Source organism: Arthrobacter sp. NicSoilB8 (assembly GCF_019977355.1).
GTDB lineage: Bacteria > Actinomycetota > Actinomycetes > Actinomycetales > Micrococcaceae > Arthrobacter.
On the sequence record NZ_AP024655.1, the window covers coordinates 3,709,857 to 3,726,790 of the forward strand.

9 protein-coding genes and 1 pseudogene are annotated in these 16,934 nt (G+C 65.4%); 2 read left to right on the forward strand and 8 right to left on the reverse strand.

Annotated elements, in window-relative coordinates:
- Positions 1–86 precede the first annotated feature (86 nt).
- Both LDO15_RS16730 and rpoB read right to left on the reverse strand, forming a co-directional pair.
- Positions 87–3,986 (reverse strand): DNA-directed RNA polymerase subunit beta', encoded by a 3,900-nt coding sequence (locus LDO15_RS16730; RefSeq protein ID WP_223980224.1) that lies wholly within the window; start codon positions 3,984–3,986, stop codon positions 87–89.
- Positions 3,987–4,088: 102 nt separating this feature from the next.
- Positions 4,089–7,604 (reverse strand): DNA-directed RNA polymerase subunit beta, encoded by a 3,516-nt coding sequence (gene rpoB / locus LDO15_RS16735; RefSeq protein WP_223980226.1) that lies wholly within the window; start codon positions 7,602–7,604, stop codon positions 4,089–4,091.
- A 487-nt stretch (positions 7,605–8,091) separates the two neighbouring features.
- Between rpoB and LDO15_RS16740 the strand changes: the two genes are divergently transcribed.
- Together LDO15_RS16740 and LDO15_RS16745 are read left to right on the forward strand one after the other, a co-directional pair.
- Positions 8,092–9,291 carry an acetyl-CoA C-acetyltransferase gene (locus tag LDO15_RS16740; protein ID WP_223980228.1) on the forward strand — a complete coding sequence of 400 codons (1,200 nt, stop codon included), beginning with the start codon at positions 8,092–8,094 and terminating at the stop codon, positions 9,289–9,291.
- 119 nt (positions 9,292–9,410) lie between these two features.
- A complete protein-coding gene (locus tag LDO15_RS16745; protein WP_223980230.1) occupies positions 9,411–9,899 on the forward strand; it encodes a YbaK/EbsC family protein in 489 nt (162 codons plus the stop codon).
- Between the two features lie 83 nt (positions 9,900–9,982).
- On the opposite strand, the gene LDO15_RS16750 is transcribed toward LDO15_RS16745, so the two are convergent.
- The 6 genes and pseudogenes from LDO15_RS16750 to LDO15_RS16775 form a co-directional block, all read right to left on the reverse strand.
- Positions 9,983–11,836, reverse strand: coding sequence for a 5'-nucleotidase C-terminal domain-containing protein (locus LDO15_RS16750; protein ID WP_223980231.1), 1,854 nt, complete (start codon positions 11,834–11,836; stop codon positions 9,983–9,985).
- Between the two features lie 240 nt (positions 11,837–12,076).
- A pseudogene (rplL, locus tag LDO15_RS16755) lies at positions 12,077–12,458 on the reverse strand (50S ribosomal protein L7/L12).
- A gap of 77 nt (positions 12,459–12,535) precedes the next feature.
- Positions 12,536–13,129, reverse strand: coding sequence for a 50S ribosomal protein L10 (gene rplJ / locus LDO15_RS16760; protein ID WP_223980232.1), 594 nt, complete (start codon positions 13,127–13,129; stop codon positions 12,536–12,538).
- A 345-nt stretch (positions 13,130–13,474) separates the two neighbouring features.
- Complete coding sequence (locus LDO15_RS16765; protein ID WP_223980233.1) at positions 13,475–14,584, reverse strand: GNAT family N-acetyltransferase; 1,110 nt, start codon at positions 14,582–14,584, stop codon at positions 13,475–13,477.
- Between the two features lie 204 nt (positions 14,585–14,788).
- Positions 14,789–15,937: a GNAT family N-acetyltransferase gene (locus LDO15_RS16770; protein WP_223980234.1), complete on the reverse strand. Its 1,149-nt coding sequence runs from the start codon at positions 15,935–15,937 to the stop codon at positions 14,789–14,791.
- Between the two features lie 127 nt (positions 15,938–16,064).
- Positions 16,065–16,919 carry a helix-turn-helix transcriptional regulator gene (locus tag LDO15_RS16775; protein ID WP_223980235.1) on the reverse strand — a complete coding sequence of 285 codons (855 nt, stop codon included), beginning with the start codon at positions 16,917–16,919 and terminating at the stop codon, positions 16,065–16,067.
- Between the last annotated feature and the right edge of the window lie 15 nt (positions 16,920–16,934).

Below are 16,934 nucleotides of genomic sequence, written 5' to 3' on the forward strand. Positions count from 1 at the left end.
TAAACAGCAACGCGGGGTCACTTCGGGCCCAATCCATGATGCGGATTGGGCCGTAGGTGACCCCGCGTTGCTTTAGCCGTTAGCGGTTAGCGGAAGTCGCTGCCGAGATCGTAGTCATCCAGCGGGATGGCGTGGAACTCGGGAGCCCCGTCGCCGCCCAGGGTGTCGTAGGAGAAGTCACTGAATGCGCTGGGGCCGGTGAACAGGTTGGCCTTTGCTTCCTCAGTGGGTTCCACGGTGACCTCGGTGTAGCGCGGGAGACCCGTGCCTGCCGGGATGAGCTTACCGATGATGACGTTTTCCTTGAGGCCGAGCAGCGGATCGCTCTTGCCTTCCATGGCCGCCTGCGTCAGGACGCGGGTGGTTTCCTGGAAGGAAGCTGCGGACAGCCAGGACTCGGTCGCCAGGGACGCCTTGGTGATGCCCATGAGCTCGGGACGGCCGGAAGCCGGCGTCTTGCCCTCGGACACAACGCGGCGGTTGGCCTCTTCGAAACGGCTGCGTTCGGCGAGCTCGCCGGGCAGCAGGTCCGATTCGCCGGACTCGATGACCGTGACGCGGCGCAGCATCTGGCGGACGATAACCTCGACGTGCTTGTCGTGGATACCGATGCCCTGGCTGCGGTAAACGCCCTGGACTTCGTCCACCAGGAACTTCTGCGCGGCACGGGGGCCCATGATGCGCAGCACCTGCTTGGGGTCGACCGGGCCGTTGATGAGCTTCTGGCCGACGCTGACGTGGTCGCCGTCTTCGATGAGCAGGCGTGAACGCCGCAGCACCGGGTAGGCGATCTCTTCAGACCCGTCATCCGGGGTGATGACCAGGCGCATCTGGCGCTCGGACTCTTCGATGGTGATGCGGCCGGCTGCTTCAGCAATCGGCGCAACACCCTTCGGAGTACGGGCTTCGAAGAGCTCCTGGATACGGGGCAGACCCTGGGTGATGTCGTCGCCACCGCTGGCGGAAACAGCACCACCGGTGTGGAACGTACGCATGGTCAGCTGGGTGCCCGGCTCACCGATGGACTGTGCGGCGATGATGCCGACTGCCTCACCGATGTCGACGGTCTTGCCCGTGGCCAGCGAACGGCCGTAGCAGAGGGCGCAGGTGCCGACGCTGGACTCACAGGTGAGTACGGAGCGGACCTTGACCTCGGTGATGCCTGCCGCGAACAGTTCGGCAATGACGACGTCGCCGCAGTCAGTGCCGGCCGCCGCCAGGACCTTGCCCGAGGAGTCAACGACGTCCACAGCCAGGGTGCGGGCGTAGGCGCTGTTCTCGACGTTCTCGTCCAGGACGAGCACGCCGTTGGCGTCGGCCACCGCGATGGCGGTCATCAGGCCGCGCTCGGTACCGCAGTCCTCTTCGCGGACAATGACGTCCTGCGAAACGTCCACCAGACGACGGGTCAGGTAACCCGAGTTGGCGGTACGCAGGGCGGTGTCAGCCAGACCCTTACGGGCACCGTGCGTGGCGATGAAGTATTCCAGCACCGACAGGCCCTCGCGGTAGGAGGACTTGATCGGACGCGGGATGATTTCACCCTTCGGGTTGGCCACCAGGCCACGGATACCCGCGATCTGACGGACCTGCATCCAGTTACCACGTGCGCCCGAGGACACCATGCGGTTGATCGTGTTCATCGGGGACAGGCTGTCACGCATCGCCTGGGCGATCTCGTTCGTTGCCTTGTTCCAGATCTCGATCAGTTCCTGGCGACGCTCGTCGTCGTCGATCAGGCCCTTGTCGTACTGTCCCTGGATCTTGGCGGCCATGGTCTCGTAACCGGCGAGGATCCGCGGCTTGTCCGTGGGCACCTCGATGTCGGAGATGGCAACCGTGACGCCTGAGCGGGTGGCCCAGTAGAAACCGGCATCCTTCAGGTTGTCCAGCGTTGCCGCGGTGATGACCTTCGGGTAGCGCTCGGCGAGGTCGTTGACGATCGTGGACAGCTCGCCCTTGTCGGCAACGTTCTCAACCCACGGGTAGTCCGCGGGCAGCGTCTGGTTGAAGATGACCTGGCCGAGGGAGGTCTCGACCAATGTGGTCTGACCGGGCTCCCAGCCCTCCGGGGCTTCCCAGCCGGCGTAGGGCACGAAGCCCTCGAGGCGGATCTTGACCTTGGAGTTCAGGTGCAGCTCGTGAAGGTCGTAGGCCATGATGGCTTCCGCGACCGAGGAGAAGATCCGGCCTTCGCCAGCTGAACCGACACGCTTGGTGGTCAGGTGGTAGAGACCGATGATCATATCCTGCGAAGGCAGGGTCACCGGGCGGCCGTCGGACGGCTTCAGGATGTTGTTCGAGGACAGCATCAGGATGCGGGCCTCGGCCTGGGCTTCGGGGCTCAGCGGCAGGTGGACTGCCATCTGGTCGCCGTCGAAGTCGGCGTTGAAGGCGCCACAAACCAGCGGGTGCAGCTGGATTGCCTTGCCTTCAACGAGCTGCGGCTCGAACGCCTGGATGCCGAGACGGTGCAGGGTAGGTGCACGGTTCAGCAGCACGGGGTGCTCGGTGATGATCTCTTCGAGGACGTCCCAGACCTGCGGACGGTAACGCTCCACCATGCGCTTGGCCGACTTGATGTTCTGGGCGTGGTTGAGGTCAACCAGGCGCTTCATCACGAACGGCTTGAAGAGCTCCAGGGCCATCTGCTTGGGCAGACCACACTGGTGCAGCTTCAGCTGCGGGCCGACGACGATGACCGAACGGCCGGAGTAGTCGACGCGCTTGCCAAGGAGGTTCTGGCGGAATCGGCCCTGCTTGCCCTTGAGCATGTCGCTCAGGGACTTCAGCGGACGGTTGCCCGGTCCGGTGACCGGACGGCCGCGGCGGCCGTTGTCGAAGAGGCTGTCAACAGCTTCCTGAAGCATGCGCTTCTCGTTGTTGACGATGATCTCCGGGGCACCGAGGTCAAGCAGGCGCTTGAGGCGGTTGTTGCGGTTGATCACGCGGCGGTAGAGGTCGTTGAGGTCGGAGGTCGCGAAGCGGCCACCGTCCAGCTGGACCATCGGGCGCAGTTCCGGCGGGATCACCGGGACGGCGTCCAGCACCATGCCGAGCGGGCTGTTGTTGGTCGTCAGGAACGCGTTAACCACCTTGAGCCGCTTCAGGGCGCGGGTCTTGCGCTGGCCCTTGCCGTTGGCGATGATGTCGCGCAGCATGTCCGACTCGGCCTGCATGTCGAAGTTCTCAAGACGCTTCTTGATGGCCTCGGCACCCATGGAGCCTTCGAAGTACATGCCGTAGCGGTCGCGCAGTTCGCGGTACAGGCCTTCGTCACCTTCGAGGTCAGCGACCTTGAGGTTCTTGAAGCGGTCCCAGACCTGCTCGAGGCGCTCGATCTCGGCGTCGGCACGCTTGCGGACGTTCGCCATCTGGCGGTCAGCGGAGTCGCGGGCCTTCTTCTTGTCGGCAGCCTTGGCGCCTTCGCCTTCGAGGCGGGCGAGCTCGTTTTCGAGGTCGCGGGCGATCGTGGCGATGTCGGAGTCGCGGTTGTCGATCAGCTGCTTCTTCTCGATGTCGTGCTCAACCTGGAGGTTGGGCAGTTCTTCGTGGCGGCTGTCGGCGTCGACGCTCGTGATCATATAGGCGGCGAAGTAGATGACCTTTTCGAGGTCCTTCGGTGCCAGGTCAAGGAGGTAGCCCAGGCGGGAGGGAACGCCCTTGAAGTACCAGATGTGCGTGACCGGGGCGGCCAGCTCGATGTGGCCCATGCGCTCACGGCGGACCTTGGCGCGGGTGACCTCAACGCCACACCGCTCGCAGATGATGCCCTTGAAGCGCACGCGCTTGTACTTGCCGCAGTAGCATTCCCAGTCGCGGGACGGGCCGAAGATCTTCTCGCAGAAGAGGCCGTCCTTCTCGGGCTTGAGCGTGCGGTAGTTGATGGTTTCCGGCTTCTTAACCTCGCCGTACGACCAGCCACGGATGTCTTCCGCGGTGGCGAGGCCGATCTGCATGAGGCCGAAGGAGGATTCGCTGGACATATGGTCCCTGTTCTCTCTTGTTCTCTAAATTCTGAAGTCTTGGGTTACGGGAAGAGGGAGGACTCCGACGACGGACGGGAACCGCCCGCCGTCGGAAGCCTGCTAAACCTCTTCTACGGAACTGGGCTCTGCACGAGACAGATCGATGCCCAGTTCTTCCGCAGCCGTGAAGACTGCGTCATCAGAGTCACGCATTTCAATTGTGGTTCCGTCCGTGGAAAGCACTTCCACGTTCAGGCACAGCGACTGCATTTCCTTGATCAAGACCTTGAAGGACTCAGGAACGCCCGGCTCGGGGATGTTCTCGCCCTTGACGATGGCTTCGTAGACCTTCACACGACCGTGGATATCATCCGACTTGATCGTGAGCAGTTCCTGGAGCGTGTAGGCGGCGCCGTAAGCTTCGAGCGCCCACACTTCCATTTCACCGAAGCGCTGGCCACCGAACTGTGCCTTACCACCCAGCGGCTGCTGCGTGATCATGGAGTACGGGCCGGTGGAGCGTGCGTGGATCTTGTCGTCCACCAGGTGGTGGAGCTTCAGGATGTACATGTAGCCGACCGAGATCGGATCCGGGAACGGCTCGCCGGAGCGGCCGTCGAACAGACGGGTCTTGCCGGAAGAGTTGATCAGGCGGTCGCCGTCGCGGGTGACGTTGGTGGAATCGAGCAGGCCCGTGATTTCCTCTTCACGCGCGCCGTCGAAGACCGGCGTTGCAACAGTGGTCTGGCCACTCTCGCGCGGCAGGTTCGGCAGCTGCTTGACCCACTCGGGCTCGCCCTCGATCTTCCAGCCGGTCTTGGCAACCCAGCCGAGGTGCGTTTCGAGCACCTGCCCGACGTTCATACGGCCCGGAACACCCAGCGGGTTCAGGACGATATCAACGGGCGTGCCGTCGGCAAGGAAGGGCATGTCCTCGATCGGAAGGATCTTGGAGATGACGCCCTTGTTGCCGTGGCGGCCGGCGAGCTTGTCGCCGTCGGTGATCTTGCGCTTGGCGGCCACGTACACGCGCACCAGCTGGTTGACGCCCGGGGGCAGCTCGTCGTCGTTGTCGCGGTCGAAGACGCGGACACCGATCACGGTGCCGGACTCGCCGTGCGGAACCTTCAGGGAGGTGTCGCGCACTTCGCGGGACTTCTCACCGAAGATGGCGCGCAGCAGGCGCTCTTCCGGGGTCAGTTCGGTCTCGCCCTTGGGGGTGACCTTACCGACCAGGATGTCGCCGGCCTCAACCTCGGCACCGATGTGGATGATGCCGCGCTCGTCCAGGCCTGCCAGGACTTCCTCAGACACGTTGGGGATGTCACGGGTGATTTCCTCGGCACCAAGCTTGGTGTCGCGGGCATCGATCTCGTGCTCCTCGATGTGGATGGAGGACAGGACGTCCTCTGCCACGATGCGCTGGGACAGGATGATGGCATCCTCGAAGTTGTGGCCTTCCCATGACATGAATGCCACGAGCAGGTTCTTTCCGAGGGCGAGCTCGCCCTGGTCCGTTGCCGGGCCGTCAGCGATGATGCCGCCGACCTCCAGGCGCTGGCCTTCGTTCACCAGGACACGGTTGTTGTAGCAGTTGCCCTGGTTGGAGCGGGCAAACTTGTTGATCCGGTAGTTGGTTTCCGTACCGTCGTCGTTGAGCATAATGACCAGCTCAGCGGAGACCTCGGTAACCACACCTGCCTTCTTCGCGATGGTGACGTCACCGGCGTCGACGGCTGCGGCGCGTTCCATGCCGGTACCGACGAACGGCGCCTCGGAACGGACCAGCGGCACGGCCTGGCGCTGCATGTTGGCACCCATGAGTGCACGGTTAGCATCGTCATGCTCGAGGAACGGGATCAGGGCGGTAGCCACGGACACCATCTGGCGCGGGGAGACGTCCATGAACTCGACGTCGGCGGCGGGAACCAGCACGGGCTCGCCTCCACCACCGCGGGCACGGACCAGGACGGTCTCTTCCGCGAACTTCTTGTTCGCATCGAGCGGGGCGTTGGCCTGTGCGATCAGGACCTCGGCCTCGTCGTCGGCGGTGAGGTACTTGACCTCATCGGAAACGACGCCCTCGGAGACAAGGCGGTACGGGGTCTCGATGAACCCGAACGGGTTGATGCGTCCGTAGGAAGCCAGCGAACCGATCAGACCAATGTTCGGGCCTTCAGGAGTTTCGATGGGGCACATACGTCCGTAGTGGGACGGGTGCACGTCACGAACTTCCATGCCGGCGCGGTCACGGGACAGACCACCCGGGCCAAGCGCGGACAGGCGGCGCTTGTGGGTCAGACCCGAGAGCGGGTTGTTCTGGTCCATGAACTGGGACAGCTGGGACGTTCCGAAGAACTCCTTGATGGCTGCCACAACGGGACGGATGTTGATCAGGGTCTGCGGCGTGATGGCCTCGACGTCCTGGGTCGTCATGCGTTCGCGGACGACGCGCTCCATGCGGGACAGGCCGGTGCGGACCTGGTTCTCGATGAGCTCGCCGACGGCGCGGATGCGGCGGTTGCCGAAGTGGTCGATGTCATCGATCTCGACGCGGAGCTCGTGGTCCTGGCCGTCGCGCTTGCCCATGAGGGTCTTCTCACCGGCGTGCAGGGCAACCAGGAACTTGATCATGGCCACGATGTCTTCAACGTGCAGGACCGAAGCTTCCTTGTCGCCAAGGGAGCGGTCGATGCCAAGCTTGCGGTTGATCTTGTAACGGCCGACCTTGGCCAGATCGTAACGCTTGGAGTTGAAGTACAGGTTGTCCAGCAGGGACTGGGCAGCCTCAACCGTGGGCGGCTCGCCCGGTCGCAGCTTCCGGTAGATGTCCAGCAACGCGTCTTCGCGGGTCTCGGTGGCGTCCTTCTCCAGCGTGGCGCGCATGGAGTCGTACTGGCCGAATTCCTCGAGGATCTGGCCTTCGGTCCAGCCGAGGGCCTTCAGCAGCACGGTGACGGACTGCTTGCGCTTGCGGTCAAGACGGACGCCGACCTGGTCGCGCTTGTCGATTTCGAGTTCGAACCAGGCGCCGCGGGACGGGATGATCTTCGCGGTGAAGATGTCCTTGTCGCTGGTCTTGTCGGCGGTGCGCTCGAAGTAGGCGCCCGGGGAACGGACCAGCTGGGAGACGACGACACGCTCGGTGCCGTTGACGACGAAGGTGCCCTTCTCGGTCATCAGCGGGAAGTCACCCATGAACACGGTCTGCTGCTTGATTTCGCCCGTGTTGTTGTTCATGAATTCGGCCTTGACGTACAGCGGAGCCGAGTACGTTGCGTCCCGGTCCTTGCACTCGGCCATGGTGTATTTGGGGTCAGCGAACTCCGGCTCGGAGAAGCTCAGGGACATGGTGCCCTGGAAGTCCTCGATCGGGGAGATCTCTTCGAAGATGTCGGACAGACCCGAGGTGGTGGCGACGCTCAGGTCGCCTTCTTCGACGGCCTTCGCCACGCGCGCCTGCCAGCGTTCGTTTCCGACCAGCCAGTCAAAGCTGTCCGTTTGCAGGGCGAGCAGATTCGGAACATCAAGAGGTTCGTGAATCTTTGCGAATGAGAGCCGGCGGGTTGCACCGTCGGTGCTGTCGGCATTGATAGCGGTAGCGTTGTTTACATTAGAGGTGCTCGAGGCGACCAAGAGGGATCCTTCCACAGACCTTCAGGCGTTGTCAGATCTCCCCCGTTATGTACCCTGCAGAATGACTCCGCAGCGCTACCAGTCCGGTTCCGCTATATGACCCGGGACCCGCGCCGCCCATGCTGGTGCACGTTGTAGACGGCACATTGATGGAGCAGCTGCCAGGCTAAGCCCACCGCTATATGAAGGCTGAAGGTAAACAGGGAAGACGCAAATATCTACGATACGGCAAAGCAACCTACTTGTCTACCCCACTTCCGGCGGGATTGCAAGCACCAACTTTTGCCGGGGCTCCGGGGGCGGCCTGGCAGAGGCTCGCCCGACGGCGCCCGCCGGGTGGCGCTAGCCGCGCTCCGTGCGCGGCACTTCCACCGGGACTGTTGCCGAACCCGCCGTCGAGACAGCTGTCGAGACCGGAGCCGAATGGATAGGTGACGGGGCTCACGATAACGTAGACATAAGACGTCCCAGACCGGAAGAGAAGACCATGAGCAATCCTGCCGACAACAACGATGTTGTCATCCTCGCCGCCGCCCGCACGCCCCAGGGGCGCCTGAACGGGCAGCTGGCGAGCTTCACCGCCGTCGAGCTCGGCACTCATGCCATCCGCGCGGCCCTTGCCGCCAGCGGCGTCAAGGCCGACCAGGTGGACAGCGTCATCATGGGCCAGGTCCTGCAGGCCGGAGCCGGCCAGAACCCGGCGCGCCAGAGCGCCATCGGCGCCGGCATCGGCTGGAACGTTCCCACGGTGACCATCAACAAGGTCTGCCTTTCGGGCCTCACCGCGGTGATCGACGCCGCCCGGATGATCCGCAGCGGCGACGCCACCGTAGTAGTGGCCGGCGGCCAGGAGTCCATGACCCGGGCTCCCCACGTGCTGCCCGGTTCCCGGCAGGGCTGGGCATACGGCACGGTCCAGGCCCTCGACGTCGCCGCGCACGATGGCCTGACCGATGCCTTCGACGGGCAGTCCATGGGGCTGTCCACCGAGAGCAAGAATCTGACCCTTGGCATCGACCGGAAGTCCCAGGACGAGGTGGCGGCCCAGTCGCACCAGCGTGCCGCGCGGGCCGCCAAGGACGGCGTCTTCGACGGCGAGATCGCCGCGATGAGCGTGAAGCAGCGCAAGGGCGACCCGATCGCCGTTACCTCCGACGAGGGCGTCCGGCCGGACACCACCGTCGAGTCGCTGGCGGGCCTGCGCGCGGCGTTCGTCACGGACGGAACCATCACCGCGGGGAACTCCTCTCCCCTGTCCGACGGCGCCGCGGCCCTGGTGCTGTGCAGCCGGACGTTCGCCGAGGACCACGGCCTTGACTACCTCGCAGTGGTCGGCAAGCCGGGCCAGGTGGCCGGTCCGGACAATTCCCTGCACTCCCAGCCGTCCAACGCCATCAAGAGCGCACTGGACAAGGCCGGGTGGTCCGCCGCCGATCTGGACTTCATCGAAATCAACGAGGCTTTCGGCTCCGTGGCGGTGCAGTCCCTCAAGGACCTCGACTATCCGCTGGAGCGGTGCAACATCCACGGCGGAGCCATCGCCCTGGGCCACCCGATCGGAGCCTCCGGCGCCCGGCTGGCCCTGCACGCGGCCCACGAACTCAAGCGCCGGGGCACCGGCAAGGCGGCCGTCTCGCTCTGCGGCGGCGGCGGCCAGGGCGAGGCCCTGCTGCTCTACCGCGACTGAACCGGCAGCCGCCGGGACCGCGGAACCAGACCACGCGCAACCTGACCGAGCAACCTGACCGCGCAATCAGACGGCGCAATCAAGTAGAGCCACACGAGCCGGAGAGGGTTTAGACCGGGATGGCAGAACAGCAAACGACCGGCGGTGGCCGCGAACGCTTCCTGGCCGACGCCGCGGCCCGGGGCCTGGACGTCGAGATCGTCGAGCGCCTTGCCGCCCGCAGCCTCGAGGAAGCGGCCGGGATCCTCGGGATCCGGCCCGCGGACATTGTGAAATCGCTCGTGGTCAAGCACAAGGACGGCAGCTTCCTGTTCGCCCTGGTCCCGGGCGACCGGCAGATCTCCTGGCCCAAGCTGCGGGCGCTGCTGGGCGTCAATAAGCTCTCGCTCCCGGCGGCCGAAACGGCCTTCGAGGCCACCGGCTACGAGCGGGGAACCATCACTCCGCTCGGCAGCACCCGGCCCTGGCCCGTCTACGCCGACCAGACCATCACGGGCCGGCGGATCTCCATGGGTGCGGGGGAACACGGCTACAGTGCGTTTGTGGATGCCGACGCCCTGACGGCGGCGCTGGGCGCCGTCGTCGCCGACATCACCGAACCGAACTAGCCCGCTCGGGTTAAAAGCAACGCGGGGTCACTTCGCGCCCATCCGGACGGTCAGGATAGGCGCGAAGTGACCCCGCGTTGCTTTCAGGCCGTGACTGTGAGGGGCGCCCCGTTGACGGTGAGGCGCCAGTTGGTCTGGCTGAATACGGCGATGTCCAGAGTGCCGCGGGCCACGACGTAGTCGATGATCCGCTGCCGGATCTCCTGCTGGCTGTTGGAGAGCAAGGGGGCGCTCTTCACGGCCGGGAAATTGCCGCCGCCGCTCTGCCGGTAGTTGTTGATGGCGAGGGCGAATTCCTGCTCGGGCCGCAGCGGCTGGCCGCCGTAGCTCAGCTTGGCGATCCGGTCCCCCGCCGGCCGGGCAAGGTCGATCTCGTAGTCCAGCGGCGCGTCCAGTCCGTAAACGACGTCGTAGTTGTAGTCCGGCGTGCCGTTCGGCGCCGCCGCGGTCACGGCGTTGGTGACGTCCGCGGCCCTTGCCGTGGCGGTGGTCACCGGCTTGAAGTACTGGGCGGACCACTCCAGGTAGGCCTTCACCTGGGCTCCGGTGACCTTGATGGAGAGCAGCGTGTTGTCGAAGATGTACAGCCCGGCGACGTCGCGGATGGTCAGCGGTCCGGCCTTGACATCGACGGCGCGGGAGAACGCCGCCGCGATGGACAGCACAGGCAGGCCGGCCGCGGGACCGTTGGCGAGTTCGGCCTTGATGGTGCTGGCCTGGACGTAGTTGATGGCGTCGATCGCGGCGGAGTCCTCCCAGCACGCGGTGGCCGTGCTGAGCGGGGCCGTCGAGGTCCCGATGACCTCGTTGACGTATGTCACCGTGGCCTGGTGCCCGGCCTGCACGGCCCGGACGACGGCGGGATCGGGGTCCACGGTCTTGGCGTCCAGCAAGTGGGAATGCGCCGATGTGACGGTCCACTGCCCGTTCACCCTGGCGAGGTCGAGGTCCATGACGGAGACCCGCATGCCCCACTTGAGCGGCTCGGTCAGGAGCACCTGCTTGCCGGTGGCCTTGTTGGTGACGAAGCGTTCGGGGATTTCCAGGTGGGCGTGGCCGACCAGGATGGCGTCGATGCCGGGGACTTCCTCGGCCAGCTGGGTGGAGGCGTTCTCGGGGAACGGCAGGGCGTCGCCGTAGGAGGAGCCGGGCGTGGCGCCTGAATGACTCGTGGCGATCACGATGTCCGCGCCGGCGGCCTTCACCTGCGGGATGACAGTCTTGGCCTCCTCGACGATGCCGTTGAAGTCGAGCTTGCCCTGGACGTTGTCGCGGTCCCAGAGTGCGCAGCCCGGCGTCACGAAGCCGACCAGGCCCACTGTCACCCAGCCGTTGTCCGTCTTGACGCGCTTCAGGACGTAGGGGGTGAAGGCGCGCCCGCCCGCCACGGCGTCGTGGACGTTGGCGCCCAGGAGCGGGAAGTCCAGCTGCTTCTCCCAGGTGCGCAGCAGGTCGATGCCGTAGTTGAACTCGTGGTTGCCCAGCCCCACGGCGTCGTAGCCGATCGCGTTCATGGCCAGCGCCATGGGGTGTTTCACGGTTGCCGAGATGGGCTTGATCTTGGCGAAGTAGTAGGCCAGGGGCGTGCCCTGGATGGTGTCCCCGGCGTCGATGGTCAGGGTGTTCGCCGCGCCGCGTTCGGCCCGCAGGGCGTTGATCAGGGTGGCGGCCTGGGCAATCCCGATTTTGTTGCCGGCGGCGTCGGCATAGGGCACGTTCTTGAAGTAGTCCCAGTTGAAGACGTTATTGTGCAGGTCGGTGGTGCCGAGCACGGTCAGCGTGAACTGCTTGTTGCTGCCGGCGCGGGCCCCTTCTGCTTGTGCGCCGGCGGCCTGGGCTGCCGGGGTTCCGGCCAAGGCGGCGGCGGCGGCACTGCCGCCGACGAGGGCGGCTGTCAGCATGGCGCGGCGGGACGGAGAATCATGCGGGTTCGTCATGGTGGGTGAACTCCTGGACGTAGGGGCCGGTGGGCACAAATCCACAGTCTAGGGGCGCACCGGCAAGTGCGACAGGGGTATCAGAAAAACTTTGCCAAATCCTTGGGCACCGTTCACCGCGGCGCCTGGGAGTCCGCCGCCGGAGGCCTTGCGGGCCGGAAACGCAGGAAACCCCGCCCACCGGAGTGGACGGGGCTTCCCGCAAACAGTGCGGATCGCGATGGATCCGAACGGCAATACTTACTTGAGGGTAACGCGGGCGCCAGCTTCTTCGAGCTGAGCCTTTGCCTTCTCGGCAGCTTCCTTGGTGGCGCCTTCGAGAACAGCCTTGGGTGCGCTGTCAACCAGGTCCTTGGCTTCCTTGAGGCCCAGGGAGGTGATGGCGCGAACTTCCTTGATCACTGCGATCTTCTTGTCGCCAGCAGCTTCGAGGATGACGTCGAAGTCAGTCAGTCTTCTCTTCGGCTTCCTCAGCAGCAGCGCCACCGGCGGGGCCGGCTACGGCAACAGCAGCAGCGGTAACTTCGAAGGTCTCTTCGAAGAGCTTGACGAACTCGGAGAGCTCGATGATGGTCAGTTCCTTGAAAGCTTCAATGAGCTCTTCGTTGGTGAGCTTCGCCATGGTGTGGCGTCCTTCCTATAGTGGTGCCCGGCGGCCCTGAGGCTCGCTGTCGCACCGGAGTCTTATGGAGAAGAGGTTTAGTTCTCTTCGGGGGCTGCGGCTTCGGCCGGTGCTTCGGCCTCGGCTGCTGCATCTGCTGCGGGAGCTTCTTCAGCGGCGGGTGCCTCGGCTGCTGCCGGTGCACCGTTCTCTTCTTCAAGCTTGAGGCGCAGTGCGTCGATGATGCGTGCAGCAGCGGCAGCAGGAGCCTTGAGGATGCCTGCAACCTTGGCGAGCTGCAGCTCACGGGACTCGAGTGCTGCCAGGGCAGCGACTTCGCTGGCGTTCAGTGCCTTGCCCTCGAAGTAACCGGTCTTGATGACCAGCTGCTTGTTGGTCTTGGCAAAATCCGTCAGGCTCTTGGCAGCGGCAACTGCGTCACCCTTGATGAACGCGATTGCAGTGGGGCCGGAGAGCTGGTCGTTGAATGCTTCGACACCAGCTTCCTTGGCTGCAATGGCGGTCAGGGTGTTCTTGACGACCGAGAACTTGGTGTCCTGGCCGAGAGAGACACGCAGCTGCTTGAGCTGTGCAACGGTGAGCCCGCGGTATTCGGTCAGGACAGCGGCGTTCGATTCCTTGAAATCGTTAGTGATCTCAGCTACTGCTGAAACCTTGCTAGGCGTTGCCATAACCCTCCTTCCGGGGATAGTGCCGGTGTGTCCGGGTCCCCGCTCAAAAAGAGCTAAAACTAAAAACGCCCCGCGCAGATGCACGGGGCTTGTCTCGACGCGGTGCATGACCGCGGAGCTTTGCTTCGTTCACCTGCGCCGGCCGCCCTATGTTCAGGGTCCTTCGTCCGGAAATCCACTGCGTTCTCCCGGCGCGACTGCAGAAGTGAGTCTTGCTTGGGAGAGTGGATTTCCAACAACCGACGGTCTTTGGTCCTCCCAGCTTACGGGACGCGGCGGGCGTGTTCCAAATCGGGCCGGCCGCCGGGGTTCAGCAGACAGGTTCAGGGGGCCGGCGGCCGGCCGTCAGCTGACGGACGGACCAAAGTCCGGCAATTCCTTCTGCCACAGACCCGTCACGCCCGCCGTCGTGAATCCGAGCTGCTGGTTGACCTTCAGGAGGTAGCGGTTCTCCGGGGCGTTCCAGGTGTACAGGACCCGCGCGTCCGGGAACTGTTCGCTGAGCCGCTCCATGTTGGCGACCTTGATGAGCAGGCCCAGTTTGTTGCCGCGGTGCTCCTGGAGCACCACGGTGTCGTCCTGGAAGACCACGTCCGGGCGCAGCGCCAGGACGCTGATGGTGGTCAGCCCCACGAGCGTGCCGCTGGCGATGTGCTCGACGGCGGTGACCACCGTCCGGCGGCCCTGGGCAATTGTCACGTCCTCGGCTTCGCGGAGGATGCGGCCGTCGAACACCATGTCCTCGGCCTCGGCTCCCGGCACCTCGTCCTCGCCGGCCCGGTTCTCCAGGGCAGCAACGGCCTCGAGCCACTGGTCCGGGCACCGGTCGGTCCAGTGGTGCAGGCGGTAGCGGCCGGCGTTGGCTTCCTCGGCCTCGGCCTCGAGTTCGGCGACGAGCTTGCTGTCCAGGGGAAGCGCGCAGGAACTGAACTGTTCGATGTGCTGCAGGGTGTAGCCGGTGTGGCGGGCGAATTCCACGTCGCGGCTTCCCAGTGGGACGAACCCGACGCCGCTGCCGGGCACGAGCTGTTCGGCCTCCGGGTCCCGCAGGGTGGATCCCGGGTGGTTGGTGTCGATCAGGATGGTGTGGCGGCCCTCGTCCCGCGCCAAGTGCTCAGCGGCCTCCAGCAGCTGCCGTCCCACACCCTGGCGCCGGTATTCCGGAAGGATGTCGAGGGTGAATTCGGCGAGATCGAGGTTGTCCACGAGGGGCAGGGCGATGTCCGCCGTCCCGACAATCACGCCGTCGATCTTGGCCACGAGGATCACCTGGCGTTCGTAGGGATCCGCCATCTCAAGAAGCTTCTCTTGCGGCGCGTAGGCAAGGTCGTCGGTGCCCCACGTCTGCATCCGGACTCTTCGCCCCACTTCGACGGCGGCGAGAAAGTCGGCGGCATCGGGCGTGTCAAGGGAATCGGGGATCCACAGCTGCTCAATCCGTACATCGTTTGCCATAGAGGGCATCATCCCAGCCGTTCTGCCACCCACCATCGGTACAGCCCGGCTCAAACCGGGCTTTCAACCGCCAGCATATGCTGGTTTGGGCCGCTGTTCCATTGGTGACGCCGGCCAGTTTCGTGCCGCCCGGCGCGCGGCCCCCTGCCGAGTGTCAGTCAGCGGTGTCAGCCGCGGCGTCGGTCAGGGGCGCCAGTCGCGGTGTCAGTCAGCGTGCCAGTTGCCGGCGGCGCCCGCGGCGGCGGTCCGCTGCCACTCGCCGTCGTAGCCCGCCGGTGTGAATCCCAGCGCGAGGTTGATGCCGAGCATGTGGCGGTTCTCGGCGGCGTTGAAGGTCAGGACGCGCCGCACCGCGGGGTACCCCTCCCCCAGCTGGCGCAGGTTGAGGATCTTGACCAGCATGCCGAGCCGGTGCCCGCGGTGGCTCGCCGCGACCAGGGTGTCGTCCTGGCTGGCCAGCCAAGGCTTGTCGGCTGCGACCTGGAGGACGGTGTAGGCGGCCAGCTCACCGGTGGCCCGGTGCCGTGCCGCCGCCACGAGGGAGGACTGGCCCGCCCGCCGCCAGGTGTCCTCGACGTGGCGGACGCGCGCAACGTCCCAGGTTTCCGGCTCGTAGCTCAGCGCGCCGCTGGGGGCGTCGGTGCTCATGCGGGACATCAGTACCGCGAGCCCGGCGGCATATTCCTCCGGGCAGGCATCGGTCCAGTGCAGGAGTTCATAGTCCCCCGCCCGGGCCACGGCGTCGTGTTCCAGCGCGTCGAGGTCGGCGGCAGGCGGGAACTCGAGCGAGCTGAAGCGTTCAACCTGCTCCAGGCGGTAGCCTGCCCGCCCGGCGAAACGGACGCCCCGCGCGCCGGCAGGAAGCGCTCCGGTCCCGGTGGCCGGTTGGATGACGTCCGGACCGGCGACGTCGAAATCGGCCGGGTGCTCCGTGAAGGTCTGCAGTATTGTCCGGCCATCGGCGGCGGCCAGCGCTTCGGCGTGATCCAGCAGCGCCCGGCCGATCCCCCGGCCGGTGAAGGAATCCAGGACGTCGACGTGCAGCAGCGCACTGCTGAGGTTGTCCTGCACATCGAAGCGGACCCAGGAGCGGCCCGCCATCCGCCCGTCGACCCGGACGAAGAACTGCCGCAGCCGGCTATAGGGAGTGTCCTGCCAGTACTGCAGGCGTGCTGCCACGGGCATCGAACGGTCAAGGTTCCCCCACGTCTGCAGGACGAGTTCGTCGCAGAGTTCCATGAATTCCACGAACTCCCCCGCCTCGGCGGCATCAGGGTCAGCGGCATCAGGGTCAGCGGCATCAAGGCCGGCCGGCAGGGAAAGCGGCTCAATGAGGTACGACGGCGTAGTCACCGGGACAGCCTAACCGGCAAGCCGGGCGCCTCCAAGATGCCCCGCAAACTACATTCGGGACGGCTGCTGGCAGGTCGGCTCTGATGGTGGTCGGCTCTGATGGTGGTCGGCCCTGGGACTGGTCGGCTCAGTGGATGTGGATGGCCGGGGCGGTCCAGCTGGCGAGGATTCGCATGGCGTCGGCCGTCGCGGATCCGGGCTGGACGGTGTAGACGAGCATGACCAGGCCCGGGTCGGTGGAGAGCTCGAATGATTCGTAGCCGAACTCCAGGTCACCGACGGCGGAGTGCGTGAGCATCTTCGCTCCGGACCGGTAGCGGAAGACGTCGTGGGAGGCCCAGAGCGAGCGGAACTCCTCGCTTTGGGTCGAGAGGGTGCCGATGATCTGGATCAGCTCTTTGTCGAAGGGGTCGCGGGCTGTTGCGGCGTGAAGGAGCGCGACGACGTTGTGTTTGGCCGTGCCGAAATCGCGGTGGAATCGCGGTGCCCGTGAGTCCAGGAACAGGTAGTGCGCGTAGTTGAAGCGGTCCCGTGACCCGTCCTCGGGCAGGGAGTACAGCGCTCGGCCGATTCTGTTGGACGCGAGGCGGTCGAGTCGTGCGTTCTGTATGAAGGCGGGGGCATCGATGGAGTCGAGGACGCTCTGGATGCCGGGCCTGACGGTGGTGCGGTTGGAGGGTTTCCGGCGCGGGGCACGGCCCTGGGTGAGCCGGGCAAGGTCCAGGAGGTGGTCGCGTTCGTCCTCGTCCAGTTGCAGCGCGCGGGCGATTGCTTCGATGACTTCGCGGGATGCGCCGGTGATCTTGCCGCGTTCAAGCCGTGCATAGTAGTCCACACTGACGCCGGCGAGATGGGCGACTTCTTCCCGCCGTAAGCCGGGGACGCGGCGGGCTCCGCTGTAGAGCGGGACACCGGCCTGCTCCGGGGTGAGCTTGGCTCGGCGGGAGGTGAGGAAGCTGCTGATCTCGGCGCGGGAATCCATACGTTCAAGGGTAGG